This is a genomic window from Burkholderia plantarii, assembly GCF_001411805.1.
GTDB classification, from domain to species: Bacteria; Pseudomonadota; Gammaproteobacteria; order Burkholderiales; family Burkholderiaceae; genus Burkholderia; species Burkholderia plantarii.
In genome coordinates, this window is the sequence record NZ_CP007214.1 from 170,546 (window position 1) to 197,362 (window position 26,817).

A 26,817-nucleotide genomic window follows, 5' to 3' on the forward strand; every position below is an offset into this window, starting at 1 on the left:
CTACGCCGTCCCTCCGACGATCATCTCGTCCACCCTCACGGTCGGTTGGCCGACGCCCACCGGAATCACTTGCCCCGCCTTGCTGCAGGACGCCTTCCCGGGATCGCACGCGAGGTCGTTGCCGACCATGCTGATGTGGCGGATCGTGTCCGGACCGCGCCCCGTGATCGTCGCGCCCTTGACGGGCGCGGTGATCCTGCCGTTCTCGATCAGGTAGGCTTCCGATGCCTCGAACACGAACTGGCCGCTCGTAATGTCGACCTGGCCACCCTCGAGGCCCGAGACGTAGATGCCGTGCCGCACCGACGCGACGATTTCCTCGGGATCACGATCGCCGTTGAGCATGAACGTGTTCGTCATGCGCGGCATCGGCGGCGAGGCATAGCCCGCGCGCCGGCCGTTCCCGGTCGGCGCCATCCCCATCAGGCGCGCGCTGAGCCGGTCGTGCATGTATCCGCGCAGCACGCCGTTCTCGATCAGGGTCGTGCGCCGCGTCTCGCACCCTTCGTCGTCGATATGCAGCGAACCGCGCCCGCCCTGCAGCGTGCCATCGTCGACGATGGTCACGTTCGGCGAGGCGACCTGCTCCCCCAGGCGTCCCGCGAAGGCCGAGGTCCCGCGCCGCACGCCATCCGCCTCCAGTCCGTGGCCGACCGCCTCGTGCAGCAGCACGCCGTTCCAGCCCGGCCCGACCACCACCGTCATTTTCCCGGCCGGCGCCGGCCGCGACTGCAGTTTGGTGAGCGCGGCCGCCACCCGCTCGTGCGCGAACGCGCGAAGCTCGCCCTCGGACCGGCTTTGTCAAGTTCAGTGCTGGAGGCTGTTCGAATTGATGATGCAAAGGAGTCCTGCTGATTATCGAGCGAAACCTGCGTCGCTCCAGCGGTACCAGCTGGCAATGCGTTCCTTCAGCCGGGCGCGGTGATCCGCAGCCCTCATGCAGTGACGGGGTAACGCGAAGTGTTGCCGGATCGGACCGAAACGTAAAAGGAAAGCCTGGGTGCGCAGCGCATCGCGAAATCCCTGCATCTGGCGCTCACGCCGGCGCGTGGGCTGGTGACTGTTTTCTGCCCGGTTGTTCACCCGGGCACAGGCCTTCACAAACACGTGCTTCACCCCGTCCAGTTCGGGCACCTCTGCCTTTGCCGCCGGGTAGCTGCGCAACTGGTCGGTGACGATCTTCCGGGGTACCGGGTTTGCGCGCAGGATGCGTCTGAAGAAGCGCTTCGCGGCCGCCTTGTCGCGGCGCTTCTGCAGCAGCACGTCCAGTTCGGTCCCATGTTCGTCCACCGCGCGCCACAGCACGTACGGCTCGCCGCGCAGCTTCACGAACAATTCATCGAGATGCCAGGTCGTGCCCGACCTACCACGCACGGCTTTCGTGCAATGGGCAAACTGTGCGCCGAACCGGTCACACCAGTTGCGTACTGATTCGTAGGTCACAGTCACACCGCGCTCAAGCAGCAGCTCCTCGATGTCGCGCAGGCTCAGATTGAAGCGGTGGTACCAGCGTACCGCGCAGCTGATGATCGAGGCCGGGAAGCGGTAGCCGTGAAACGGGTTGCGGGTCTTTGGCATTTCCCCATTCTATCCGCTGGGCGCTTCAAGTTGACATTGCCACGCCGAGCGCCATCGGTTGGCTGGCCTCGTCCGTCGCGAGGACGGTGCGCCCGCCGAGGATGCGCTGCAGGAGCAGGTCGGTGTTGCGCAGGAGGGTGGCGTAGCTCAGGCAGGGTTGGTCGGTCATGGTCGCCGGCGGGTTGGGCGAGGCGAGGTGGCCGGCTCGCCGCGGCGGGCGAGGTGTAATCGGTACTATAGGCGTTTTGGGGCATTAAACGCAATGCCGATAATACGAATTATCGGCATGGCCACACGCCGCGAAAAAGCCGGCCGACGCCGGCGGTTGACATTCAAGCACTTGCGGCTTATTTCAGCTGGAATAACCTCCTTGAAAGAAGCCGTCTTATCTCAATAGCTTGATTAGACCTCGAAACTAGTTCTGAGAAACTAGAGGCCATGCCCAGTGTCGTCGGGAAGAATCCTAGCCGACACGGCAATTGGCGAACATCTCTTCAGCGCCAAGCGTAGTGTGGGATAGAAGTTTTAGGCGCGGTTGTAATCAGTTGATCGCCCACCGCTCGATCGCGAGGTCCAGGAACAAACTGGCAGGCCCCTCCAAATGCAGCGCAAATTTGCTCATTCGAAGCGCTGCTCACGCAATTTGTCTCTTGTCGCTTCATATTCCCGCTCCATCCGAATATCTTGATCTATCTGCTCAAGCTCGGTAACGACCGCTGCCCGAACCTCTGGCGATGGATGCTCCTTAAGCACGTCGAACGCCTGGGCCCGAGTTTCCATAAGTTGAGCTCGAGAGCCGGACCAACTGCTAGGGGTAATCTTAGCGGCCATCGCACGGAGAACGCTCTGCTTGTCAGGCGCCGCGTCCAACAACCCCTTGATCTGCTCGCTGAGGACCACGCTCGCCGACTGTGCCAGTGGCACACTACCCTCGGCCACGTGCGTAAACACGCTCATGGCCGTTGCGACACGCGCGAACCGATCCGGCTGCACCTGGCACCACGCAATCAGGCGATCTAACGGTGCGCTGTTGAGGAATGGTATTTTGCGGCGTACGCCATCTTTGGAAAAAATACGGATCAGCCGGCGCTCTCTCTCGTCTCCGGTAAACACTTCGTCGAGGAGAAGCTCGGGGAAATTGCTGGCGAGGGTGCTGACAATGGGATCCAGCTCGAAACTGTATAGGCGGTAGTCTGCCGATCTAGCACACAGCAGCGTCACAAGACCTTGAACTTCATCGATCGGAGCAGACGCCACGAGGCATCGACCGGCGACGGATTCCATCCCATGGATGCGGTTCTGCGCGAAGCTACCCCTTTTAACAGAGACAAGCGCATGAATGACATCCCGTCCAATCGACAACAATTCATCGCCGGGCAGGTAGCTACTGTCTTTCCCGATATGAAATCGCATCGTCAGTATGTCAAGGCTGACGTAGATACCCTCTTCTCGATCGATCAACTCAGCCAACAACAAGGCCAAGTAGGCGTCGGAGAGCGCTTCATGCATTCGGCCGTAGGCGAGTCGCCTGAATCGCGACACGTCGTACTCTTTGCTACGTGCCAACTCGAGCAGCACCTCAATTCCCCATGGTTCAATGCGACTAACGCCAAGCAAGTAAATAAAATGTGGTCGCAGCACCGAATGGTTCAGTATTCGCTCTTGCATCGCCCTACCCATACCACTGTCCGCGTCATGGGCAGCCTGGATGAAGCCACCTAAAAATATCGGGTGGCGACTCGCAGTAGCTTGTTCATAAGCCATCTCCAATAGACGCTCGAACGTCGCCATCTGATCAGCACTTCCCCGTGCTATCCCGACTCCGAATGAATGCAGTGCGTCGAACTCGCCCGCCCATAGCCTCTCCCCAAGCCGGTCCAACACGCCAAGGTTAGAGGCAGCGCTCTTGCCCAGCGAGATGATCTTCGCTACGACAATGTCGTTACTGGCGGCGGTGACCTCCCCGGCACTCTCGATATGCTCATGAATATGGACCAACACATATGCCTGGATCTCCGAAGCAAGATCCGACGGTGCAGTGAGGCGCTCTAGATCCATCAACCGAGTCACTAGCTCCGGGCGAGCATCGTCACAATCGAAGTGAAGAGTTTGCTTGATCGCAAGCCAGAGCTTGGGCCAACCGCCATGGGCATGGCTACGGACGATATCTTCGAGTACTTCGGGGCAAAAGGCACGCGTCCATAAGCTCCGAAAATGCCCTGCAAACAAAGCACGCGCCCATTCAGAACGCACTGGTTCACTCGAGGCAATCTCCAGCTCCAGCAAATGTAAAAAACCGATATACCAATCGGCCACCTCAGCTGACGTGCGAGGACTCCAGCCGGTATCACGCCGTCGCGCTCCGAAATCAAACATGGAATAGGAAATCCAATGCCTCGCCTCGAGCGCAGCGTGGAAAAGCGCCTGAGCGATCTCCAGGTTTCTGATCGTACCCGATGCGAGCAATTTCGCAATGACCTCCCGCCTCCTCGACGGAGGTGCTTGCGTCCCAGAAAGATGCAGCGACAGCAGTTGCTGAAGTTGGCCAACAAACCCGTTGTTCGCTTCTTCTGCCTTCTCGGACTCAGCAAATTTCAACAGTACAGTTGTCGCGCGATCAAACTTATCATCGTCATAGGCGAGCTGCGCGAGCAAGCGAGCGAAGAAGCCGGCGTTCGGATTCTGTGTCGATGCGAACTCGGGATCACTGGCAGCCGCTTCGATTAGCCGCAACGCAATATCTGGAAACACCGGTGCGATGAAGTGAAATGCCGACAGCATTTTCTCATCAAGCGTACGAATGTCGTGCATCGGCCCGCCCGGGGCCACCCAGCTGTCGGCAAGGCGACGCACCGGTTCGACATCGTGCAGATATCCCAACCGATGGGCGCACGAATAGAACAGTCTCCGATTCTCAAGTTTCAGGATTTCGGCGTTGATCTCATCAGGCGATATGCTCTCGAGAGCGCGTTTGGCCAATCGGTTGGCGAGGGCATGCGGCAGAACCGCACGCCAATTGCCGCGGCTTTGCGTCAGTTGACGACGGAGCAGCTCGGCCAGCCCTCGACTCAAGGTTCGCCGACTGAGCCCGGAAACGGTCGCCAGCACACCCATTTCGTCATTTGATTCTGATAACGAGACATTGAACGAATAGACCAGAGAAAGCACTTCGGCAACCTCCAGAACCTGATCGTCGGGGCTATTGCGCTGCCTGAACAGCCGCTGAAATAAGGCTCCGTCCGAGAAATTAGTGAGTGTCTCGTCCGCGTCGACCCGACCCGCCAGTGCTATAGCGACTCGGGCATTGCCACCTGAAAACTCGGCGATCTTGTCCGCATTAATTTGTCCCAAATCTGGAAAGCGTCGCTGTATTAACAAGGAGACCGTTTTCTCACCGCTAGGCTCGATGTAGATCACCTCCGTTTCTTCTGGGCGATCCTCAGAGACGTCGTATTCAATTGTCAGCAGGCTAAGCTTCGCGTTGCTCTCAGACACCTGCTTTTGCAACTGACGATGGACGTCTGGCGGACAATTGTCGAGCACCAAGTAGACCATGTGGCCGTTAGCGATCAGATATGAGACCAGCTCCGACGCTGTCGGCACCAAAGTCTCCCCCAGATCAGCATAGATCGTGCTGGCCGACGACAACGCCCCTTTGCCAACATCTGTCTCAAATAGCGCTTGCGCGAATCGCGTCTTACCGACCCCGGACAAGCCGGTGATGCGGACCGCCTTGCCGCCGGTCCGCAACCGGTCTCGGACCAGATCGACGCCTTCGAGAGCCGGAACGGGATTTTTCTGCGTCGAGTTCACGTCGATAACGCATGGATGATCGTCCGCCAAGTACGCATCATCTTGCCTTGGTGGAGTCGCCGCCCACCGCCCGAACGACTTCCATCCCGACAAGGGTTTTCCACGCCGAGTGCGGGCCCATAGACTGACACTCGGATGTCGCCGCAGCCAATTGGACAACCGGTCCCGACCGTAGAAATCGAGGAATAAGTCCGCCTTGTTTGGCAGCTGCTCGACGACCGATTTCATCCCACGCAATCGGCTCGCCAGCATGCTGTCCGAGCAGTCGTCTTTTCCGCTGACGATGATGTAAGCACCATGCTGGTCAGCAAGCTCGGCGATGACCGCCTTCAGCGTCCCGCTATCCAACATCTCCTTCCTACAAGCGGCCTCGCCCATTCCGTGCTTCTTGACCTGGATGCCGCAGCTTCCTCGTGGCACGAAGCCGTTGCCGGCCGCCAGCCCGGCGTCCGCGATACGCACATCCAGTCCACCGTCAGGAGCCTCCTGAGCACCGCCCCACGTTACGCAGGTTGACGGCCTCCCCTGCTGAAGCAGCTCGGCTTCGCACAACCGCGCGACCAGTTCACGCAGATCACCGGCATCGAGATCCGAGATGTCCGAAGGTTCCAGTTCAAAGAAAACCATAAGTCATTACCCGTAGCATCAACGTCAATCTCGCTGCTGAGTTCCACGACCGTAAGTGGATGTTCGTAGCGCGATACGAGAGTCAGAATCTCCAGCAACCCGTCCGGATCCGTCTGGGTCAGACCAGCCACATAGTCTTCGCGTGTGCCGAAAAATCCCGCGCATTCCCCACATAGCAAATACTTTGTCACTTGGCGGCTGGTGTACAAGGTCGATCCATTCTTGACCTCTATCGGGTCTTCTCGGCTCCCATGGACCGTCTGCAAGCGCTTGTACGCCCACTTAGGCATCAGGTGACTTTTCCGGAGAAGCTTCTGCTCTTTGCAGAGGGCGCATTCGCCCGTATTGTCAAACACCTCATGCTCGGTTTTCATACTCACCCCGATCGATCTATTTAGATTTCTCCCGTTCCGAGATAGCACGCAGAATAGAGTCCGCCTGCGTAACTACGGACATGGCACACACTTACGCCTCGTAGGCGAGAAGAACATTCCTATGGCAGGAAAAACGAAACATGAAACATGAAGGATCACATCCGGCCGCCCTGAAGACCGCGAGGCGCTAGGAAAAAATTTTCCGGATCGTTTGGCCCAACGTCGGCAGCGATCTTCACGTGCAAGGTGCGCTTCAGGATGCTGAGTCCGTCGATGGCCTGGAGCGTCTGATCAGGCGCGAGCAGCATCGGCATCAAGCGGTAGGCGCCAGCTTTCTTGTACAGATCCAAGAAGGCGCTCAGATTAACGTCGTTGGAAGGCTCCATCGTGAGTGTTCGTGATGCCATCATGGCGACTCTTGAATCACGCAAATCTCTCGGAGGCTCCGACGTGATAACCATACCGTAGTGAGTCGGATGCTTGTCGGAAAAACGACGCACGATGCCGATGTGAATCTCCTCCTCTACATCGGCCAATCCAAATCGCTCCCGCCAGCGTTCAAATATCTTGGAGGCCGCCTCCCGATTTCTGAACACTAACGCCATGAAGGGTGGCGCCTGCGGATACGTCACTCCGTAAGCTGCGCCCCTCCACTCAGCGCGGTTCCATAAGTGTACGTCAACGACCGAGTGAACTTTCACGTCGCGATGATCGGTCATCTTTGAAAAATGGAAGTCCTCAGAGGCCACATCCTCCTTTTTCCCTTCTTTAAGAGTGGAACGTTCACGAACGATGAGAGGGCGGTTGGGTCGAGCTTCGAACTTTTTGGAAGAATGTGTATCCCTTGCCGCGAATCGTGCTACGCCTTTGAAAATGCGCTGTCGACTAATGCAAAGGGAGCCGATCATTGCCGCGCGGTCCATGGCCCCATCAACTCGAAACAACTGGTACACAGCGTCCTTGAGGTTCTTCGCATGACACGTCGCGGAAAAAATCGTGGCTGCCACTTCCAGCAGCATGTTGAGGAAGTCGCCGTATACCGACGGCGAGCCAGGAAAAACCCCTTGCGGCCACCTCATGGTGATCTTCATACGGTCGATGTCTGTCCTAACCTCGAAGCGCGTGATATTTGCTTCGACGACATAGACGTCGAAGCACTCAGCATGAGCAAAGGCATTCACTTCAAACGCTGTCGCGAAGAACGCCTCCACCGTACCAACAATTGCCTCGGCAACACTGATGGCAGTATCACTCGGCTGGTGCGTGACAGTAATCCTTACGCCAAGCACCGAGGTGACGAACATTTGCTGGTCCTTACCATTGAAAATGGCGGGTCGCCACATCGCATCGCCAGCGGGCTGGCCGGCCAGTCGGTTGAAGAACGTCACGACGTCTTGAGCGGACTCGGCATCAGGAATCCAACCCTCTTCCCTCAGAACATCCTCGTAGCCGAGCACATAAAGCAATGTGGCTCGGCTCTGAAACAGGCCGAGTGCTCCCAGAGTGTCTGGGATCATATCCAGCCGTGGCACGTCCACTGTAGAGAGGTTAGCCAACTGGCACGCAAGAATTAAATCAAAGTCATGCAATTGCTCGCCGGCCCGCTTAATAGAAGCCTCGTCATAGGGCAAAGAGCTCAGGCAACCGCGTGCGATCTGAATGATTTGAAGCACCTCGGGCAGGTGCTTCAACTCCACCGCCTGCCAGGCAGCGTTCATCAGCAAAGGAAAGATCGTCGAAGAGAGCTCACCCTCCTCCTCACCTTCGATGAACAACGTAGTAGCGGCTGCTGTGCAACTCGCTCGTGCCGCCCACAACAAACCGGCACTGCGGTATGCAAGAGAGAGTTGCGCGTGCGCACTGACCAAATCATCTGCATGCTCCTTCTTTGTGAGCAAGCGGGCAGCCTTGCCCAGAAGGCGGATCATTTCCATGTTTTCGTCGAAATCAAGCTGATGCGCACGTTTGAGCAAGACCCGCGCACCCTCACTTTCACCGGTCCGTTTGGCGACGAACTCGGACACTTGATCAACGAGGTCGCGATACCCGTGACTCTTCCCTGCCGCCACACCGAGTACCTCGACTAGTTTGGTCAGACGGTTGACGTCAAACTCGCCCATACCTTCGGCTTTGACAAGGACATCCGAGAACTGGGGCCATAGAGATGCGAGTCGCTCTGAATCGCCATCTCGCATAGCTTCGTTAGCCTCAATAGTCAAAAGCGAGGTCCGTGCCTCCAAGGCATTGTTTGGACGACTGGGATCGCTTGCCAGATCGGACAGCCTCGACGAGAGGCGCGCGATTCGGGGCCTAAGCCCGACTTGCGCCTCTGACAAATGCCCATGGACAACGATATTGAAAAGTAGCTGCATCAGGTTGCACAGCATTTCCAGGTTTTTTGCGTGGGCGTCATCGATGACCAATGCTTCGAACGCCTCATAACCGTCAACAACGGCCTTGATATCGTCAAACCACCAAAAGGCGGTCCACTGAGCCTCGTAGCGGGCTGTGAACTGCTGGCGCTGCGTTCCACCATCATCCGCTAGACGGATCGCCCGGCTGAATTTTCCGTCGACGTCAGTTCTGGGTAGTTCCAGTTCGCGGGCGAGTTTGGCGGCCACCAACGCCTCAGCCGCGCGTTGCATCTTCATGCCGGCGAAGGCCGTGGGATCGGTCAGTTCCTTCTCTATGTCCTCTAGTTGCTGCTTGCGCGAGTAGTCGGACGGCCCAAGTTCGCGCTCGCTAACCTTGTCGCCGATGCCTAGGTAGTTATACGCGAGATCGCGCCGATTGTTGTTGATGACCTCGTCGACAATCCAACTGCGATCATGGATCGTCACTGTGACGCCATACTTTTCGCTCAGTTCCTGCTCGACGCGAGCTCGGTCTTTTGCCCGCGCTGCTCTCGATGTGACAAAGAAAACTTTCTTGTAACCGCGCTTCGTATCGACGATGCCAGCCACATCGGATCGCGCCTTGTCAGCCCACGTCTTCTTCGCACTGAAAGCAAATGCCCACCGCTCGCTACCGCTATTGGCCAAGCCACAATAGAGCTTGCCGATCTCGTCGGCGACTGGAGTCGTTTCGGTGTCCGCCTTGCTGTCGCCACCGCCCTCCGGCCCCGTGGCAGCCCTCAAGTTTGGACAGATGGTGCGCTCGCAAAGCTTGCGACAAAACAACTCGAAGTCGTGCGTCTCATTGCGCTCGGTGATACTGTCCAGGTGATATGAAAGGATTTCAGGCTTCAGTCGGTACAGATCGCGAGTGGTCGAATCCGAATAGCGTTCTGGCCGCAATTGACGCATGAACTCAGACGGTGAAACGAGCTTTTCTTGAGCCTTCTTCATCTGAATATGCCCTTATTTTTGCAGTACGTACCGAATAGACCGGCTATGTCAACATGAGTGAGCAAGTACAACCCATGACGATATGTGGCTTCAGACAAAGATGACTTCCTCATTGGTCATTCCCTCCCTGGTTCGTCCCGCGAGATATGCTCGTGTCTTCGGATTATCGATCCGGTTAGGCCAGCGTTGTTCTATCTCTCATCGCGTAGTAAGCGCAAGGCATCTACGGCAGCGTGTTCACGTCTCCAAGCCAAGTCCCGGCTGTCCTCGCACGATACACGATGATGGTAGCAAGATGCGGCATCGTGGTTCGGCGTAGCTCGCCGACTTCATTCGCCTGAAGTCCGAACACCATAGCCTCAACTGTGTCCTCATATTCCTGCTAGCGGAACGCGTTGCGGCGCGTCGCAAGGACGCTCCGGCTGCCCCCGCATGAGGCGCAAATCGATCGAGCCAAAGCTGCACGCACTTTCTAACGTTAGCTATTCATTGCTGTTATTTTCTACCTTGTTTGATCAGGCATACGGTCCGGGGCTTGGATGCGCAAAACGCGTAGCACCTTCCCGCCCATGATGGCACTGCCACATCAAGGAACTCAGTTTTCTTGTCTATAGCACCAAGTGCTATAATACCGGGGGCATTTTTAACGGATTCCGGCAAGAGTGGATTGCAATGCGCAAGACGAGATCACCCATCATTGAAGCCGTCCGCGCCACGGCCGAAGGGCTTCACGGGGTCGGCCCGGTCGATCAGGTTACGCTACGCGAAATTGACCCACTGTGGTTGCCACCGGTGGAGCCGTTGGAACCCGCCGATATCAGGCGCATCCGCGAAAGCACGCATGTAAGCCAAGCAGTTTTTGCGCGCCTATTGAACACGAGTCTTTCGACTGTTCAGAAATGGGAGATTGGTCAGAAGAAGCCTGCGGGCACAGCACTTAAGTTGCTGCATCTGGTTCAGAAGCGCGGCCTGGAAGCCGTCGCATGACTGCGATGCTCAGGCAGCACTTGACCCGGCCGCCAACGCGCTGCCCAGCCGTTGGCAATGGAATCCAACCCGTCGGCGTACTACCTTTTTCCCGATGGCTCCCAAGTAAAGGTGATGTCGCATGAATGCAGATATTCTCAAAAGAGTTGTACGCGCCATTGCCGATGGTTCGCAGTCTGACTTAGATCGGCTTGCCGACAAAATCGTCGAAGCAGAACGCAAGACCGGCCACGTTAGGTTGGCTGAGCAGCTCGAGGCCATCCTCAAGCAGCCTAAGACGAGGCGTGCCCCGCCATCGCCGACGTCGCCAGCCGACGTTGAGCGCACGCTCAAAGAGTTGCCCATGAGTCGGCGTCACGGAGAAACGCTGGCCACGCTCATCCCGCACGATCAACTGGAGCACCACATGGTGCTGCCCGAAGCTGTCGAGCAACGCTTCGCCCGCATCGAAGCCGAGTACGCAGCACGCGACCGGCTGCGTACCTTCGGGCTCAAGCCCCGCAAAACCGTGCTGGTCTACGGCCCGCCTGGTTGCGGCAAGTCGCTGGGCGCCAAACGGCTCGCTTGGAATACGGGCTTGCCGCTAATGAAGGTGCGCTTTGATGTGCTGATCTCCTCGTTCTTTGGCGAGTCGGCCCAGAACCTACGATCTATCTTCAGCAGTGCCCGCGAAAAGCCATGCGTGCTTCTGCTTGACGAATGCGACTTCATTGCGCGATCGCGCACGGCTTCCAAGGACATCGGCGAAGTGTCGCGCATCGTCAATTCGCTGCTGCAACTCATGGAAGAGTACGACGCGCCAGGCCTGCTTGTCGCGACGACGAATCTGGAGTCCGCGTTGGACCCGGCGCTGTTCAGGCGCTTCGACGACGTGTTCGCCATCCCGCTGCCGGGGAAAGCCGAGATCGAAAAATTGCTGAAAATGACGCTGTCCAGTGTGCGGATGGACAGGCCCATCGCCTGGGAACCTCTGGTCGCCAAACTCGAGGGTTCATCGGCCGCAATGGTCGTGAAGGCCGCCCAGGACGCCGCCAAGGCTACCGTGCTAGCCGGTCACCCGTCCTTGTCGCAAGACAAGCTACTCAAGGCCGTCGAAGAACTGCAGCGGCACGACGCCGCACAACGGGCGTAAGTCATGCCGGAAGCGCACAACTTCGAGCATCTGCCGCTTTTGCTCCGCTACAAGGGACATGCACGCCTTCCGAGCGGAGGAAAAACCAACCCGCAGACGCTGGCGAACAGAAACGCCCGGCAAGCGCACAGCACGGCCCTGCAAGGTGCTGTGCAAGCGCTCTCGGGCAACTGGAAACAGCGGCAGGCGCAACGGCAAGGCCAAGCACTGCCGGTCATACCGAACGGCATCCCCATCCTGCTCAAGGTTGACACGGGGCTGGACCTAGATGTTCTAAGAGACCGCTTCGATTTCGAGATTGTGGCCGAGCAAGAAGAAGGCTACGTTATTGTCGCATCAGAAGACATCGACGTTGCGTCGTTCCTCGCAATGGTCGATGGCTTTGCCGTGAATGTTCATGGCTCGGCAACCATCGCTAGTGTCCATCGGTTGTTCGACGACCCCGACCAGACCGACCGGCTGGGCCGCATCCTGTCGGAACGGCTCTTCGCTGATTGGGGAAACATCGCGGACGATCAAGACTTCATTGTCGATATTGGGATCGCCTGCGCCGGTACACAGGAAATCCCATCGGTACCGAAGCGCGGCAAGCGCGACACCGACGCCACATGGGCCGCAAAAGAACTAGCCTGGTCCCAAGCGCGGAACGACGCCTACGATGCGTGGGAAGCGCTGAAGATCGAGCGCGAAAATCAGATCGAGAGTTTCCGCGCCTTCTATCAGGCTGAGGTCCTTCACAACATTGAGGGGGCACCCTTCGACGCGGGTGTGCTACCCGACAGCTTCACGGTTCGACTCGAGATATCGGGAAAAGGGCTCAAAGACTTCGTCCTGAACTACCAGTATATCTTCGAGGTCGTTGAGCCAGAGGACATCGCGCTCCCCCAAGCTGTCGCAGGCCAAGTAGGTCAAGTTGGTCAGCAGGTCACTCCGACCCCTCCGAATGCTGACGCGCCGACGGTCTGCGTGGTCGACAGCGGCATTCAAGAGGAACATGCCCTGCTGCAGCCGGCCGTAGATCAAGCCGCGTCATACTGCTTCCTGCCAGAGATGGCCGCCACTGCCGTCGCCGACGAAGTCGCACCAGGGGGACATGGTACAAGAGTGGCGGGCGCCGTGCTCTACGGCGAGGAAGTCCCGAAGATAGGTGCACCTAAGCTGACCTTCTGGATTCAAAACGCACGCGTGCTCAATGCGCAAAACCTCATGCCCATCACGCTCTTCCCGCCAGAAGCGATACGTCGGGCTGTTGAGCGTTTCAACGATGGACCGCGGCAGACGCGTATCTTCAATCACTCTATCAACGCACGTGGCTACTGCCGCACGCGCTACATGTCGTCGTGGGCCGCAGAGATCGATCAGCTTTGCAACGAACGGGACGTGCTCATCGTGCAGAGCGCGGGCAACCTTCCGCTTGATGGAGCCGCCCCCTTCATTGGCATCCGCGAACACCTTGCCGCCGGCCGGGACTACCCTGCCTACCTGTCGGAAAATTCCGTCCGAATCGCCAATCCGGGGCAAAGCCTCCAAGCCTTGACCGTTGGCTCTATCGCCTACGACGTCGCGGAAGTCGGCCTATGGCGTAGCTTCGCGATCCAGCCCGACGGGCCTTCGGCCTTCTCGCGGACGGGACCAGGCATCTGGAACGTCATCAAGCCGGAAGTGGTCGCCTATGGCGGTGACGCGGTCCGCACCACCGGCAACCCGCCTGACATCCAAGGCGGTGGCCGCATTCCGGCCGCTTGCCCGGAGCTGGTGCGGTCAACACTGCACGCGCCTGGACCTGCATCCGATCGGGACGATGCAGGTACCTCCTATGCAGCGCCCAAGGTAGCTCGTATCGCGGCACAAGTGCAGCGGGTTCTGCCCGATGAACCTGCACTGCTCTACCGCGCACTCATCGTGCAGTCCGCGCAGTGGCCGGCTTGGGCGGAAGATCTACTGACGCGCCTGCGCAATCCGCCCGATAACCTGATGCAAGCAGAGAAGCAGGCCCTGCTCAACGCAGCGTCGCATGCGCTGCGCTGCCTGGGGTACGGCATCCCTGACCAGGAACGCGCAACCGTAAACACCGATCACCGCACAACCTTCATCACCAGCGGCGACACCGAGATTCACGCAGCCGAATGCCACGTCTTTCAGGTACCGATCCCGGCAGAGCTTCGCCAGCAGGCGGACGAATTCGACGTGCGAATTGACGTCACGCTGTCCTATGTGGCCCAGCCTCGTCGCACACGTCGGAACTTGCGGCGATACCTTTCGACATGGGTTGACTGGAAGGCCAGCAATCTTGGCGAGGGGCTGAACGACTTCCGGGTACGCGCCCTGAAGAACGCCGCGAACGATGACGAACCTCTACGCGGATCGGCTTTGCCGTGGACGTTGCACGAAAAGCCGCAATGGGGAGTTATCCGCGATCACAAGCGTAACAGCGGTACGGTGCAAAAGGACTGGGCAGTCGTGCGGTCGAACGCGCTGCCTGACCACTTCTGCATCGCTGTCGTCGGACACCAAGGCTGGAGCCATGACCCAGATTCGGCTGCGCGCTATGCCCTTGCTGTGACGTTTGAAGTCTTGGGCCAAGAGATCGCGATCTATGAGCCGCTACGCTCGGCCGTCGCCGAGTTGCAAGCAGAGGCGGGCGAGATTGAGGCTGAAGCCGAAGTAGAGGTTGAGGTCGATGAGTAACCGGACCTCAGAGGCCGCAAGCGTCACCGCTTCAAGCTGAGCGTGAAGACAACCGTCTCTCGCATTTCTGCTACTCACCCTGCCCTAACGAAGGCCATGCAATATTGTCTAACGCATTGATTTCTTGCCGCGCAGCGTTCCCATATCTCCGAACGATTTTCAGTCGCTCTTCATTCGCGGCAAGGGATCGGACGAGCTGTTGGATTTCCTGTTCGCTCACACCGGCTTGCTTCAAGAGCGCGATCTGCGGCATCACCAGTGTCCCCAACTCGATGGGGCCAACAGGGTCATGACCGGGGTTGATTTGTGCCACTTGGAACCGCGCTCGCAAACGAGCATCCTCGATCGTTCTCGCCGCTCGATTGATCGCTTCATCGAGCGCCGCGCGATCTGCAGGGCGCAACTCCTCAAGATCGGCGACAGACAACAGTTGCTCATGCAGACATTGGGGCACCTCGATGGCTAACGTCTGCTCGGTGACGTCCGGAGCAGGACCGTTTGCGGTGGCGGGTAAGACGGGCACCATTAGTCCAGTGCATTGCGCATCCGCATTAAAAATATATCGATGCACTGCGTCCCGCCGAATCTTCCTATAGCTGCTCTCGACTCGTTGCTCTAGCTTCGCGAGTTCTTGCTGCTGCTTTGCGACCTGCTCGTCCACTGCAGCTTTTTGGTATAAGGGGATGACCGTAAAAAATAATCCCCCAGCCGTCAATACCGTGGTTAGAACCTGCGCGATGTGACTTGCAATCGGCACGTACCGCTCAACAGTTTCAAACCAGTTTTTCTTTGTCATGTCTTTCCTCAACGAGCACCACCCTCGCGTGCCCAGTAGGTTCAGCCATACTGCAAGAAGTTGATAGGAAACGGCTGATAGAAGCCTTTGTGGCGTTGATGCGGGCGAAGCTCCCCGCACGTAGGTCGACCGGTTCTACTGGCTTGCGCAGGCAACAACGACGGTCAAACCATGAATGTCGGCAAAGGTTTTCTCTGTGACGGCCAGGGGCGCACCTAGATCGGCGACAAGCCGCAAGACTAGATGGGCTTGTCGGCCGCTTCCCGATCAGCGTCAATGTTGACGGGCGTCGCCCGGGCCCGCCCTGGCTCTGATGATTGCGTTCACCTCGATCCTCAGTCCCAACTCAGACTACTCGCCGCGACCCGCGGCGAGCCGCGCATGGTACTTCGCGCTTTCCTGGCGCATGCGCTGCTGCTCCGCATTGACGTAGATGGTGGTGGTCTGCAGCGAGCCATGGCCCAGCACCTGTTGCAGGACCTCGATCGCCATGCCGGCCGCGACCGACTGCGTCCCGAACGTGTGCCGAAACGCGTGCGGCGAGGTGGCCGCCAGTTGCCGGCGAGCGGACTCGTCGAGATCCGGCAGCTGCTCGAGCAGGCGCTCGAGCGCGCGCGTCACCACCCGACGTGCCGCGCGCGGCGTGTAGCCGGCCACACGCGTCACCTGGCCGGTGTCCGTCACCCCAAATTTATCCCGACTGGCGGGGGTGGGCGGCACCACGGTCGGCGCCACCAGCGGCACGCCGTCGGCATTGCCGCCAGGCGCATCCAGATCCAGGCCACGATCCTGCCAGTGCTCGCGCAAGGCCTCCACGGCGTCCTCGGTCAGCGGCACGATGCGCTCTTTGTTGCCCTTGCCGACCAGGCGCAGCATCCAGGTCGCCGGAATCTCGTCCTCGGCCGGCCACCACTGCAGCCCGCCTCGCTCCGCCGTCACGGCTTCCTCAATGCGCAGGCCGGCATCGCCCATCAGCAGCACCAGGGCCCGAGCCACGCGCCAGTCCGGCCCCTGCGGGCCGAATCCTTCGGAGCGATCGGCGAGCTCCGCGCGCACCCGGCTCCACACGTCGATTGGCAGCGCCCGCTGCACCTGCAGCTTAGTCGCCCGCTTGACCGGCTTCGGGTCGGTCACGGCCACCCACGGGTTGCCGGCCAGGTAGCGGACCTTCACCAGCCAGTCGAACGCCGCGCGCAGCGTGCGCACCGCGTAGCGCTGGCTGTCGAGCGACAGCGGCGTCAGCGCGAATGGTCGCCAGCGGCCCGAGGCACGCGAGGCCGGCGGCCCGCGGAACGCCTCCGACGGGTTCGCCAAGAAAGCCTTGTAGGCCTCGCAGTCGTCGACGAGGATCGAGGACATCGGGCGGCCGCGCTCGAGCACGCACCACAGCACGAAGCGCTCAAGTTCGCGCCAGTAGGCGCGCTGAGTGGCCACCTGCCCATCGTAGCGGTGCAGGTAGGCGAACACCGCGTCCAGATCGTGCGCGGCCGAGATGTAGGGAAACGCCGGCGCGCGGTTCGCGCCGCGGGCGCCGGCGAGCTCGTGCGGCACCACCAGGCGGTGGATCGGCACCAGCTGGTCCCGACGCAGCGCGACGCGCGTCTCGGGTGCGGCCAGCAGCGGATCAACCCCATCGACGTCGGCATCCACCGTCTGGCCGATCGTCTCGGCGTGGCGGCGCAGCCAGGCCACCACGGTGCGGGCTCGGCCGACGCCGATGCGCGGCACCGAGCGCCACCAAGCTCCGCCTCGGCGGTTGCAGTACGCGACGAGCTCGCCGACCGTACGCACGTCGACCTCGGCCAGACGCTGCGCAACCAGCGGCCGGAACCAGCGCGCGACGGCGTGAGCCGCCGCTGGCGCGGCCTTGGCCCAACTGCCGGCCGCCAGCTCGATCATCTGCAGCGACACGGGGGTCAGGCGCGGCTCACCGTACTTGCGAATGGACGCCTGCAGATGCTCGACCAGAACGGGCGAGCCCTCGCGCAGCGCGATCGACACCAGGTCGTCGCGCATGGTGCGCAGCAGGCGCTCGACGTCCAGCACATCGTGCTCCTCCGGGTCGAAGTACAGCCGTGCGATGGTGGCGATCGGCAACCCTTTGACACGCGCGCGCAGCGCCGTGAATTCGGTGCGCGAATAGGTCCGGGGCGGCGGCAGCTCGAGCTGCTGCGGGCGATTGGCCATCGTCAGGCCCGGGCCGTCTTGCGACGGGCAGGCGCGGCGAACTGCTTGCGCCAGTCGGCCTCCGGTACCGCGTCGAGCGCGAGGATCGCGGCCTCGCGCGCCTCGTCGATGGTGGCTGCAGTCACACGTGCAATGCGTCGACCTGTCTCGACGTCCGACACCGAGTATTCGACACTTGTGATCGAGCGCAAGCGGCTGGATCGGTGGACAGCGAACGTGCGATCGCGGTACGTGAACGGCACGCCGATCACCTCGATGCGCAATCCGATGGCCAGTGCGATCTCGAACACGATACCGTCGACGCGGCGGGCCGAGGTGCTGGAGGTGATGGTAGGACGAGTCATAGGTCGTTGTCTGTGGGGGCTCGCGGGGCTCGCACGCCAAACAAGGATCTAGTCGGCTGGCGCAATACCGATCGCGTCGTGGTGCCGTCAAACGCCTGCCTCACGACGACGGGATCGTGCGCGGCGAGCAGTACCCGGCAAGCGTTGCTGCGCCGCTCGGCGAGCCGTTTCTCGACCGAAGACGCAGGCGTTGACGACACCGTACAGCCGCTGATCAACAGCAACAGCATCACCAGGATTTGCCGCTTGAAACGGCGCAGGAGCGACGCGACCGCGCGCAGTTCGATAGACCGTCTGCGGCTTCGACGTTGACCCAGAGGCGCAGCGCTCATCGCTTGCCTCCCCGCACGCCACGTGGCCGAGCCTCCTCGCCGTGCCCGTGCCATGGCTCGACGACGTCGCGCGCACTGACCTGCGCGAGCTGGGCCGCATTGGCATCCACGTGCGCCGGCTCGGCGAGGCGGGTAAGCCTCGCGTGGGTTGCGTGGTAAATGGCCTGCGCGTAGGCGTGTCCGTTGGTGGTCACGATGCTTCCTCAATCAATCCAGTGACGACGCCGAGTCACGCGGCGGTGTGGCGTCGCCGATCAAAGCGTTCAACCGTGCCTGATCGGCTTCGAACTCCTCGACGGCCAACGGATCAGCGGGATCGGTCAAATCCTGCATCAGGCGCTTCCAGAGCACGAACGCCCCGTTGGCGAAGTCTTGATATATCTGCTTGCGATTCGGATGGGGACTGCGCTCGGCGTCGGCCAGGCATTCAGGGATGCACGATTCGGTGCGATCCGTCAGGTGGCGCGCCGTCATCATCTGGCGATGCGGCATCGCAAACCTCGAGTCAGGACAACACACTGGGTACGACACGGGTTGGCGTCCCAAGATTCCGGCCGAGGCGGCCCCTGCCCGGGCTCGGCACTCACGGTCGATGCCATCGGGCGAAATCAAGGGTTTACCCTATATTCAGCGAGGCACAATCCGGCGCCAGGCCATTCTAGACCATTAAATGCAAGTCTGCTAATGGTGCTTAGCGGACTTGACGACGCCCACAAAAAACCCGGCCAAAGCCGGGTTCGATCTCGCAACGCGCCGTCGCGCGCGTCGCTCTATTCGGCCGCACCGCCAGTCCGCTCGGGCGGATCGCGTCGTAGCGGATGCCCCTGCAGCCATTCATACGTCGGATGCTGAGCAAAAGGCATCGACGTGTAGGTAATGCCATCACGGAGCGGTGCCAGCGCCTCAAAGGACAAGATAATCGCGTCTTGACCACGGAATCGGCGTGACGGATAGAGGGCTCCATCGGGGCGCTGGTCCGGGCGGACTCGTTGCATCGCCTCATGCAGCCGAACGCCGAACCATTGTGTCCAATCATAGTCGGGAGCCGACAACTGATCATAGATGCCCAACAGGCTCGACGCCGGAGCACCGAGATCCCACACGCGCAGCTGCCGCGGAAAAGTCAACGTCGCGATCAATCCCGTTCGTTCGGCCTCAGCGTCCAGATAGAACGTGCCAGGTCGACGTGCATCGTTCCGCGCAAACCTCGCCTCCCAAACCGCAGTGTCGGGCATGAGGCTCAAATAAAGCCACCCAAAAGGCGCCGAACCGAGTGCTGCGATCAATGCCTCCGGCGGACCGAACCGATACGGCCGCCAAACCCGATCGGGCAGGATCCCCGCAGGGGAGGAGGCGGCCCGGTGAAGTACCGGGCCGACGACACGAGTGCTCCGCGCCAATGCGTCGACGAGCTGTTCCACCGAAGGTATTGCCTCAGCAATATCCTGCGGTGGTCCTACAAGTTTATGTTTTCCCATTTCATGGCCGTTTCAAAAGGCCACGCTCTCTCCCGGTTGCGGAATCAACGCGATCACGCGGCGTTGCCGTTCGATCGCGGGCAAATTTAGCAGCCGACGCTGGCTAGCGTGCGGCGCACCCCGCCCTTCGAAGAGCTTCCCGGCCAATACCTCCGCCGGCGCGAGCTCGTTGAGTTCATCCCGTTCGGTTACAAAGAAAGCGTGGACCTCGGTTTCCAAGGCGCCACGAAGCTTATCGAGAACTTGGGGCAGCAATTCCGGCACGGGCTCAGCAAATTGCCATGCCGGAAAAGCTCGTCCATTGGCCTGGCCTCGCGGCCGAACGCAGTAGAACCGGCCAGCCTCCACCGATCGGTAAAGGCTCGCTATCGACAGCGCCACCAACTGTTGTTCGATAACCTCCGAAGGCTTCAAGTTGGCGACAGGCAATGTATCGGGTGCTGCCTCGACCACCCTATCCGAAATCAACATCGACGCCAGTCGGCGCTCCAACGTGTCGCGAATGATCGAGTGAACCGTTTCTCGAACGTCCGGCGACACTTGGTTACGAAGGGACACTTCGATATCCGACGTGAACAGTTCCGCGACATCTCGCGCGATGTGGTTCGGGTTGAGATACTGCCCCTCACGGATCACCGGGCGAATCTTAATGTCGATGATCGGGCGGTCTTCCTTGATTGCCTGTGCCATGCTTAGAACTCCTTAGGCCGATTTGGGAGGCGCGCCAAGCGGGTGCATCCGCCGGGCAATGGCAGCAGCGCTGCCGGTCTCGAACGTACGCTCACGCGACCACCGATCCACCAGTTGGCGAACCGTAGCGGCAGCGAGAGAGCGCCTTTCGAGGAAGTTTTGGACGAACGGCCCGGCGATCTCTTCAAAAAAGAAATCGCGCATCATCCGACTGAGACCACCGCCCAGCGTATAGTCGAAAGTGCCCGCTATGAACGCATCTTGCGCATCGAAGAGTAGCCCGAGCTCGGCCAGTTCCTCAGCCAGCGCCAGCTGGGTGGGACCGTCGAGCATCTCCGGACGCGTCTCGTTCAGAAGGCTCTGCCAGACACCCATCGCCGGGCTCGCCAAGCCCGCCGCTTGCCACGACAACATCGCTCGATTGTCGTGCTGCTGCTCCTGCAATGCCTCGAGACGGCGCATCCGGAGCAAAACCATGGTTTCCTTCAGGTACGCAGAATCCAGACGCAGTTTCAACCACATGCGGCGGTTGCAAACCGATATCGCCTGAGAGGGTCGCTGGGTCACCTCTCCATCTAGGGCTTCCAATTCCGCAACAACGTCAGCGATTTGGCGCTGCACGCGTGCCAAGTCCTCGCGCGCTCGATCCAGTGCTTCGGTCCAATCCCTGACATATGCTTCAGCTTGAGCAAAACGTCCCGGGGCAAGCATGTCGGCAGACGACTGAGCGTGGTACGACGCCCCGTTTGGCCATGATGGGCAAACGGAAGACTGGTAGTCGGCAGGGGCATCTGTCGTCGTCATGGCGAATCCTCAAAAGTTAGAGGCAGTTTATCATAGTTCTCATAGTTCGCAAGTGACGCATTCTTATCATCTCGATCGTGCCCCGACAAGGATAGTTATCACCTGTGCGATTTCCAGCGGCAGCACCCGCCGCGCCCCTCCTCCCCTGCCCGCCTAGCCGGCCACCAGCGTGAGGCAGACCCGCACCAGCTCGAGCGCGGCGAGGAGCACGGCCAGGCCAACACCGCCGCAGCCGAGCCGGGCCAGCTGGACCACGCGGCGCGCGCCGGCCGGATGACGATCGGCCGTCACGATCAGACGATCGACGGCGGTGAGCAGACGAAGATGAAATTTGAGCATGGTGGTGGGGATCAGAGCGCCGATGGGCCGGCAACGGAAGCATTGTTCCGGAGCCGGCGCCGCGATTCCTCTTGTGGGTTCTTCGCGGCAGTCACGGGCGTTCGTGCGGGTCGGCAGGCGGGATCTCGACGCGGGATCGAACTCGAAGGGCGCCTTGACGGTGCGACTCCCGCCACATATCCGTAAGGATTTTGACAGTTTCGTCACACTTCAACTTACCATTTTGTTACGATTGTTTTACGGGGAACCGCTTTGAGCCTCGTGCCTTGCACTGCCCCTGGTGCTCGCCGATGAATCATCTCAGACGATTCATCGGCGCTTTTTTTGGGGGCCGCAAAAAGGGCCACGGCGCGGCAGCAGTCGCTGACCAGAAACATCGGACGCACCGGTGCCGGTCGCGCCCCTCAAAGCTCATCAAGCACGGCTCGCAGTCGATGTCTTCCCTCACGGTCAATGCCGACGGTACGAGTTATCGGCATTGACGGCGCACCAGAAAAGCCCGGCCGAAGCCGGGTTGCCAACGCCTAACTCACCTGCGAAGTACCAGGTACACCGCCAGTAACGGCATGGCCGTGACGGTGATCGCTGCCAGTGGTTGATACTGGCCGTAGGTGGCCGGCCATAGCGCCGACAGCCCTCGGTCAATTGCCGCCAGCGCGATCAGCAGCGCCATGGCCACCAGCCCCCTGCCCCTGCGACGGCGAGCTTCCTTGGCCACGAGCGAAACAGAATCCCCTCCGCGTCCGGGCGATGGCGTCATCGCCCGGCACCTGGCTGGGCGTCTCGACGCACGCACTGACCGGATCGCCGCGCCCGTCGCCGGAGAACAACTCCCCGGAGATCAGCACGATAGGCTTCGCTGAAAACAACGGTCGGCGTGGTGGTGCCCCCTTAGCTCATTAGGGCATCGAGCGTCAACGCAGCGAAGGTCGCTAGTCAACGGCCACCGTGATTACAACGGCGATCGCCAGACACGTCCACGCAGCACATATCGCCGAGGCGGCCCGTGTACGCATCGCTGGAATCGGTACTGCTTTCTCTTTTCCGTCGATTTTTACGAGTCATCAGAAATGACGTTGCGTAGACTGGGTCGGGCGGCTGCATTCGGAGTATTAATGTCCATTGCCAACCAAACTTTGAAGACAAAATTGAAAGGTGTTTCGTCGAAGCACCAAACCAAATAAGGATTTTTGGTATGCCTAAACTTGTCCAATCCGCCAATTCTCTCTACATGGCTGAAGTAACCGCTAGAATGGTAGACACCAATATTGACGCTGCCAAAATCCTTGCGGGCGCGACACACATGCGCCACAAAGTTGCTAAAAGTAAGATCCTCCCGATGTACGAGGACGCGGAGCATGCCAAAGCCGGTAGTTGGCTGCGCGTACTTATGGTTGGCAGACTTATTACATGCGCACAAGGAGCCTACCGCTCAATTGAACCATTGGTCTCGACGAACACAGCCGATTTCCGGAAAATCAAGTTACCCACCTATTACTCCGACGGCAAGCACATTCTCTTCTCGAAACAAATACTTCAAGAGCCCCTAAATTTATTTCCTGGACTCTCAACTCAAAATCTAGGAAATAGTAAAGAAGCGTTCGATGCACACTTCATATGGGTCCATCCAGAAGGGAAAATCAGTGACGCAGGGTTTTCCGATATCTCAGAAAAGGATATGATTACCCATACTCCGGAAAAAGTTCACCCCAAAACTTTCGCGGTACACACGCCATTAACACGCGCGATACTTACAGAGGAGTACAACCGGTCCATGCTATATGACTGGCGCGCATCGGACCTCGAAGTAGTCTGCACGAAACTTGATAAAAAATTACCGCTCGTCGGCATGGAAGTGGAAGTTTCCAATAGCAACGAATTCACTATTAAAGTCGATTTTCAAACAGCCTTAGTTCAGGCCATCAATTTTCTCAATATAATAATTGAATACGAGAGCAAATTCCGAGAAGGTGGTTGCGAACATTACAACCAACTTATTGATAACATGAAATTTATAAACGCCAATGATGAGATCGCTTCGGTTTCAAAGATCCTGGTAGATGCAAAAGAAAACTGGAAGTCGCACCGAAAGTCATTCGCCGGCGAGCTTACAGCATACAGAGAGATATTGATGAACGCGCGAAAGACCATCAGAGAATAAGTATAGTTATCACCTGTGCGATTTCAGTGAACGCGACGCCGACGTCCACGCGCCCTGCCCCGTCGAGGCCGGCCCGACTGGATCATCTGGAGCACGCGGGACAGCACCACCAGGGCGCCACCGCAACAGGCGAGCACGGCCAGTTGCAGCACCCACTGCGCACCGGCCCGGTGGAGATCGGCCGTCAGGATCAGGTGATCCACGGCCGTCAAGAGAAGACGGATTTCTCGCACGGGGGGTGGGCGCGAGCGCCGGGTTGATGGCAACACCGGCAGTGTCCCTGCGCCAGCGTCGCGATTCCTCCTGTGGGATCTTCGCGGTGGCCGTTCAGGCGTGGCCAACCCAGGCCTCGGGCAGCCGTCACGAGCGCACCGGCCAAGAAAAACCCGGCCGCGGCGGGCTATACCTTGCAGGGGTGTTTGAAATCAGCGATTGTCGACGAACTCCACGGGGCTCCGCCGTTCATCGCGAAGCATTCGGTGCGTTACCAACTCCATGTCGTATGAGCTCCAGCGCAGCTCGAAGACAGAGTCGAATTTTGCGTCCTCCAATGTCACCCAGAGCTCCGGCCCCGCTCCGCCTCGCAGAAGACGAACGGCAACCAAGGCATGCGGCTCCCGAACACCGAAGATGTTCCACGGGGACACCGCCAGCACTTGCACCATCTGGTCGGGCCTTTCGGTCTCCAGCCGCCTGACATGCGCCTCGAGCTCGTGAAAAGACTTGACGTCCAGTTCCGGCTCGGCCGGCTGCACCGCATCGCGAATCCCCGAAAAGCTCTCCATAGCTGGAACGTTCACGCTCCCGTCCCATGAGGCTTGGTTGCGCGGCAAGGCGCCGGCCGGATCGTTCACGTCCAGTCGATCGCCTTCATCTAATTGGTCGACGAATAGCACCAGGTTCGTGCCACCAGTGTGCTGCGTCGATCGGAACAGAATTCCTTTAGCACCGGCGGCGATTACCTCGTCGCCGAGCACCCAGCTGGGCGGCTCAATGCGTGCATTGAACCAGTCGCGGCGCCAATCGCAGAAAAACGACTCCCACAGGGGTGGCCAGCGATCCGCGTGATAGCCGCCAGTGAAGTCGACGATCGGTGCTGTCGTGACGCGGTAGCTCACCAGCGTACCGGGCGGCATCAAGGGCGACAGCTGTTGGTACTCGGCCACCGCGGTGGTGACCTCGAGCGCCAGGTACAGGGCGGGCACGCCGATTCGGTTGGCGCGGCCGCCCGCCCTGGCGGCGCCAGCACCGCTGGTAGGCGCCACGGCCCATTTGGGCACGTGCATCCGGTAGGCCGTGAGGTTCTCCAGTGAAGTGAGGATCATCCGGCGGCGCCGGCATCCAGCGCCGCCACATAACGCACCACGTCATCCGCACGACCGGCTGAGACCAGCGTTTCGGCTGTCTGGTAGTCGAACACGGCCAGTGGCTCGTTGCGGTACCAGAAAAGCGCGCGGTGGACGTCACCCGAAAGGTCCGTAGCAGCGCGTATCACGCGCAGAGCCTCACGCAGGAATTGCTGAACGCCGGCCGATTGAGGCGCACGCGCGACGGTATTGCGATGGACATGGGCTTGGTCAGCGAGCGTCTGCAGGTCGATGTTGAGAGCCGCCACGTAGCGCCGGGCCGATAGCACGGGAGCGACCGTGTCCGGCTCGCGCAAGCCGCTAAGAAATGCGTCGAAACTGGCGGACGCGGGTCCTCCGGCCGACGCGTCAGCATCGAGTTCGGGGGCCATGCCAAAGTTATGCATGTTTTGGCGCTCCTTTTATGCACAAATCATGAACAGTTATAGCACAAGTCACTGATCGTAGTACCGGATAAAGGTGCCCGTCCATGCCATCAGGAGGTTAGCCGACGACGCCTAACCGACAAGCTTGCCGCCACGACTCTCGGATTTCACACCTCACATCTCACACCTGACGCATTCGCTAGCACTCTCCATAGTTCGATCGGCCGCCCCACCCTACTGCCCTACGATACCTATTCGCGTAACGGATGTGGAGGACGGACGCGGTCGATGAGGTCGGAAATCACCCAGGCCTTGAGACGCCGCCAGGCGCAAACCTACGGCGAACGGGTGTAGGCAAAGGCTCCAGGAAACTGTGACGCCACCGAGGTTCATTTGTCTGATTATTGCTTTTGCCAATTGGGCCTATCGAGCGAGAGATCGAAAGGCAAAATCGATTGACCTCTTGGTCAATCGCGATCGTAGTTGTCAACAATAGCGGAGCGAGCAATGTTCGGGAAACTCAAAAGTCTGAGCAAATTCAGTCCATTCATCAAAAATAGCTCACAGAAATTTCCTGCCATCGTGAATCCCCCTACCCGGGAGGGGAGGCAACATGCTTTCCCCAACTTCGGATCTTCGACTGCCAATATACCGAAGCGCGGCATAGTGTGGACCAAAGGCAGCGAGGGATTAAAAGATATAAAAGATCCCACGTTGCAACAAAACATTAAAGACATCGAAAGAATAGAGAGGTTCGAGGCCGCGATGGCTGAAAAAATGGAACGAAGGCAAGGGAGCTAAGAGTCATTCACGGCGGGACATTCAATCACTACGACCATCGGGAGCGTCAGATGTTCTTGACAAATGGCGATAAAAATCCCGTTGAAGCCTCGCACGAGTTTCAGCATGCGGCCGATTTCATTCTGGAGCGAGAGATTGTTTCGGGCGAAGCGTATGAACGGCGCGCGTTCGAGGCACAAGACGAAACGGCAAAAAACCTGAACCTACCCAATCAACTTGGCGGCGAATCCCCGGGGAATCGGGCCAAGCTGCATAGTCAGATTCGTGGAGGGCGCCCTCGATAACGGGGTACCGTGCGAGCGGGGCACGCCGACAAGAAACACCATCGGTGGCCCACCCTGCACTACACCGATGCGTTACGACGAGGGCTCGGCGGAGGCTCTGACCCGGCCGCTTGCGCGCTCTTTCGTTAATTACGATAGGCATCGTCCGTTCCGAGTTGTGGCAGTAACTTAGCCCATCGGCGCGCCGTGAGTGGAACCGAATTCTCCACGTGGAGAATTCGGTTCGACACAGCCCGACGCGGCGCGGGATTCTCCACGTGGAGATTGCATGGGCGAGACATGATCGACCTGACGTTCAGTGGTCGATATTTTTAAGATGAAAT

The 26,817-nt window shown here is 59.5% G+C and carries 22 protein-coding genes and 2 pseudogenes; 6 read left to right on the forward strand and 18 right to left on the reverse strand.

Annotated features, from left to right (window positions below; translation table 11 throughout):
* The 5 genes and pseudogenes from bpln_RS33255 to bpln_RS37555 form a co-directional block, all read right to left on the reverse strand.
* Positions 1-771 (reverse strand): annotated as a pseudogene (locus bpln_RS33255) (TldD/PmbA family protein); the annotation flags it as partial.
* An 84-nt stretch (positions 772-855) separates the two neighbouring features.
* Positions 856-1,578, reverse strand: a complete 723-nt coding sequence (locus bpln_RS33260; RefSeq protein ID WP_055141419.1) for an IS6 family transposase — start codon at positions 1,576-1,578, stop codon at positions 856-858.
* Between the two features lie 25 nt (positions 1,579-1,603).
* Positions 1,604-1,747: a hypothetical protein gene (locus bpln_RS36960; protein ID WP_158512108.1), complete on the reverse strand. Its 144-nt coding sequence runs from the start codon at positions 1,745-1,747 to the stop codon at positions 1,604-1,606.
* Positions 1,748-2,196: 449 nt separating this feature from the next.
* Complete coding sequence (locus tag bpln_RS33265) at positions 2,197-6,018, reverse strand: hypothetical protein (protein WP_063891390.1); 3,822 nt, start codon at positions 6,016-6,018, stop codon at positions 2,197-2,199.
* A 529-nt stretch (positions 6,019-6,547) separates the two neighbouring features.
* Positions 6,548-9,739 carry a hypothetical protein gene (locus bpln_RS37555; RefSeq protein WP_208459469.1) on the reverse strand — a complete coding sequence of 1,064 codons (3,192 nt, stop codon included), beginning with the start codon at positions 9,737-9,739 and terminating at the stop codon, positions 6,548-6,550.
* A 672-nt stretch (positions 9,740-10,411) separates the two neighbouring features.
* Here bpln_RS37555 and bpln_RS34935 point away from each other — a divergent pair.
* The 3 genes from bpln_RS34935 (at position 10,412) to bpln_RS33280 (ending at position 14,546) form a co-directional block, all read left to right on the forward strand.
* Positions 10,412-10,726, forward strand: coding sequence for a helix-turn-helix domain-containing protein (locus tag bpln_RS34935; RefSeq protein ID WP_082465573.1), 315 nt, complete (start codon positions 10,412-10,414; stop codon positions 10,724-10,726).
* Between the two features lie 121 nt (positions 10,727-10,847).
* Positions 10,848-11,858 (forward strand): AAA family ATPase, encoded by a 1,011-nt coding sequence (locus tag bpln_RS33275; RefSeq protein WP_055141420.1) that lies wholly within the window; start codon positions 10,848-10,850, stop codon positions 11,856-11,858.
* Between the two features lie 3 nt (positions 11,859-11,861).
* Positions 11,862-14,546 carry a S8 family peptidase gene (locus tag bpln_RS33280; protein ID WP_063891391.1) on the forward strand — a complete coding sequence of 895 codons (2,685 nt, stop codon included), beginning with the start codon at positions 11,862-11,864 and terminating at the stop codon, positions 14,544-14,546.
* Between the two features lie 70 nt (positions 14,547-14,616).
* On the opposite strand, the gene bpln_RS36535 is transcribed toward bpln_RS33280, so the two are convergent.
* From bpln_RS36535 to bpln_RS38135, 11 genes are all read right to left on the reverse strand, one after another.
* Positions 14,617-15,342, reverse strand: coding sequence for a hypothetical protein (locus tag bpln_RS36535; RefSeq protein WP_148654295.1), 726 nt, complete (start codon positions 15,340-15,342; stop codon positions 14,617-14,619).
* Positions 15,343-15,693: 351 nt separating this feature from the next.
* A complete protein-coding gene (locus tag bpln_RS33290) occupies positions 15,694-17,529 on the reverse strand; it encodes a site-specific integrase (RefSeq protein ID WP_055141422.1) in 1,836 nt (611 codons plus the stop codon).
* A 2-nt stretch (positions 17,530-17,531) separates the two neighbouring features.
* A complete protein-coding gene (locus tag bpln_RS33295) occupies positions 17,532-17,873 on the reverse strand; it encodes a hypothetical protein (protein ID WP_055141423.1) in 342 nt (113 codons plus the stop codon).
* On the reverse strand, positions 17,870-18,205 hold the full coding sequence (locus bpln_RS36540) for a hypothetical protein (RefSeq protein WP_148654296.1): 336 nt from the start codon (positions 18,203-18,205) through the stop codon (positions 17,870-17,872). Before bpln_RS36540 ends, bpln_RS33295 begins: the two co-directional genes overlap by 4 nt.
* Positions 18,202-18,399 carry a hypothetical protein gene (locus bpln_RS36545; RefSeq protein WP_148654297.1) on the reverse strand — a complete coding sequence of 66 codons (198 nt, stop codon included), beginning with the start codon at positions 18,397-18,399 and terminating at the stop codon, positions 18,202-18,204. Before bpln_RS36545 ends, bpln_RS36540 begins: the two co-directional genes overlap by 4 nt.
* Before the next feature lie 13 nt (positions 18,400-18,412).
* Positions 18,413-18,697: a hypothetical protein gene (locus tag bpln_RS33300; RefSeq protein ID WP_055141424.1), complete on the reverse strand. Its 285-nt coding sequence runs from the start codon at positions 18,695-18,697 to the stop codon at positions 18,413-18,415.
* Positions 18,698-18,975: 278 nt separating this feature from the next.
* The gene (locus bpln_RS34940) at positions 18,976-19,491 is read right to left on the reverse strand and encodes an RES domain-containing protein (protein ID WP_244486993.1); all 516 of its coding nucleotides are present in this window, start codon (positions 19,489-19,491) and stop codon (positions 18,976-18,978) included.
* A 204-nt stretch (positions 19,492-19,695) separates the two neighbouring features.
* Positions 19,696-20,373, reverse strand: coding sequence for a hypothetical protein (locus bpln_RS33305; RefSeq protein ID WP_055141425.1), 678 nt, complete (start codon positions 20,371-20,373; stop codon positions 19,696-19,698).
* Positions 20,374-20,385: 12 nt separating this feature from the next.
* Positions 20,386-21,177, reverse strand: a complete 792-nt coding sequence (locus bpln_RS34945; protein WP_082465575.1) for a hypothetical protein — start codon at positions 21,175-21,177, stop codon at positions 20,386-20,388.
* 153 nt (positions 21,178-21,330) lie between these two features.
* Positions 21,331-21,516 carry a hypothetical protein gene (locus bpln_RS33315; RefSeq protein ID WP_055141427.1) on the reverse strand — a complete coding sequence of 62 codons (186 nt, stop codon included), beginning with the start codon at positions 21,514-21,516 and terminating at the stop codon, positions 21,331-21,333.
* Between the two features lie 529 nt (positions 21,517-22,045).
* Entirely contained in the window at positions 22,046-22,189 is a 144-nt protein-coding gene (locus bpln_RS38135; protein WP_244132002.1) for a hypothetical protein, read from the reverse strand.
* Between the two features lie 522 nt (positions 22,190-22,711).
* Here bpln_RS38135 and bpln_RS36550 point away from each other — a divergent pair.
* On the forward strand, positions 22,712-23,677 hold the full coding sequence (locus bpln_RS36550; RefSeq protein ID WP_148654298.1) for a hypothetical protein: 966 nt from the start codon (positions 22,712-22,714) through the stop codon (positions 23,675-23,677).
* Between the two features lie 809 nt (positions 23,678-24,486).
* Here the strand turns inward: bpln_RS36550 and bpln_RS33325 are convergent.
* Both bpln_RS33325 and bpln_RS33330 read right to left on the reverse strand, forming a co-directional pair.
* Positions 24,487-25,002, reverse strand: a pseudogene (locus bpln_RS33325) (RES family NAD+ phosphorylase); the annotation flags it as partial.
* The gene (locus bpln_RS33330) at positions 24,999-25,430 is read right to left on the reverse strand and encodes a DUF2384 domain-containing protein (RefSeq protein ID WP_420807394.1); all 432 of its coding nucleotides are present in this window, start codon (positions 25,428-25,430) and stop codon (positions 24,999-25,001) included. The gene bpln_RS33330 and the pseudogene bpln_RS33325, both read right to left, overlap by 4 nt.
* Positions 25,431-25,916: 486 nt before the next feature.
* Here bpln_RS33330 and bpln_RS36555 point away from each other — a divergent pair, with 486 nt between their 5' ends.
* Positions 25,917-26,210, forward strand: a complete 294-nt coding sequence (locus bpln_RS36555; RefSeq protein WP_148654299.1) for a hypothetical protein — start codon at positions 25,917-25,919, stop codon at positions 26,208-26,210.
* Between the two features lie 50 nt (positions 26,211-26,260).
* Positions 26,261-26,494: a hypothetical protein gene (locus bpln_RS36560; RefSeq protein WP_148654300.1), complete on the forward strand. Its 234-nt coding sequence runs from the start codon at positions 26,261-26,263 to the stop codon at positions 26,492-26,494.
* Positions 26,495-26,817 lie beyond the last annotated feature (323 nt).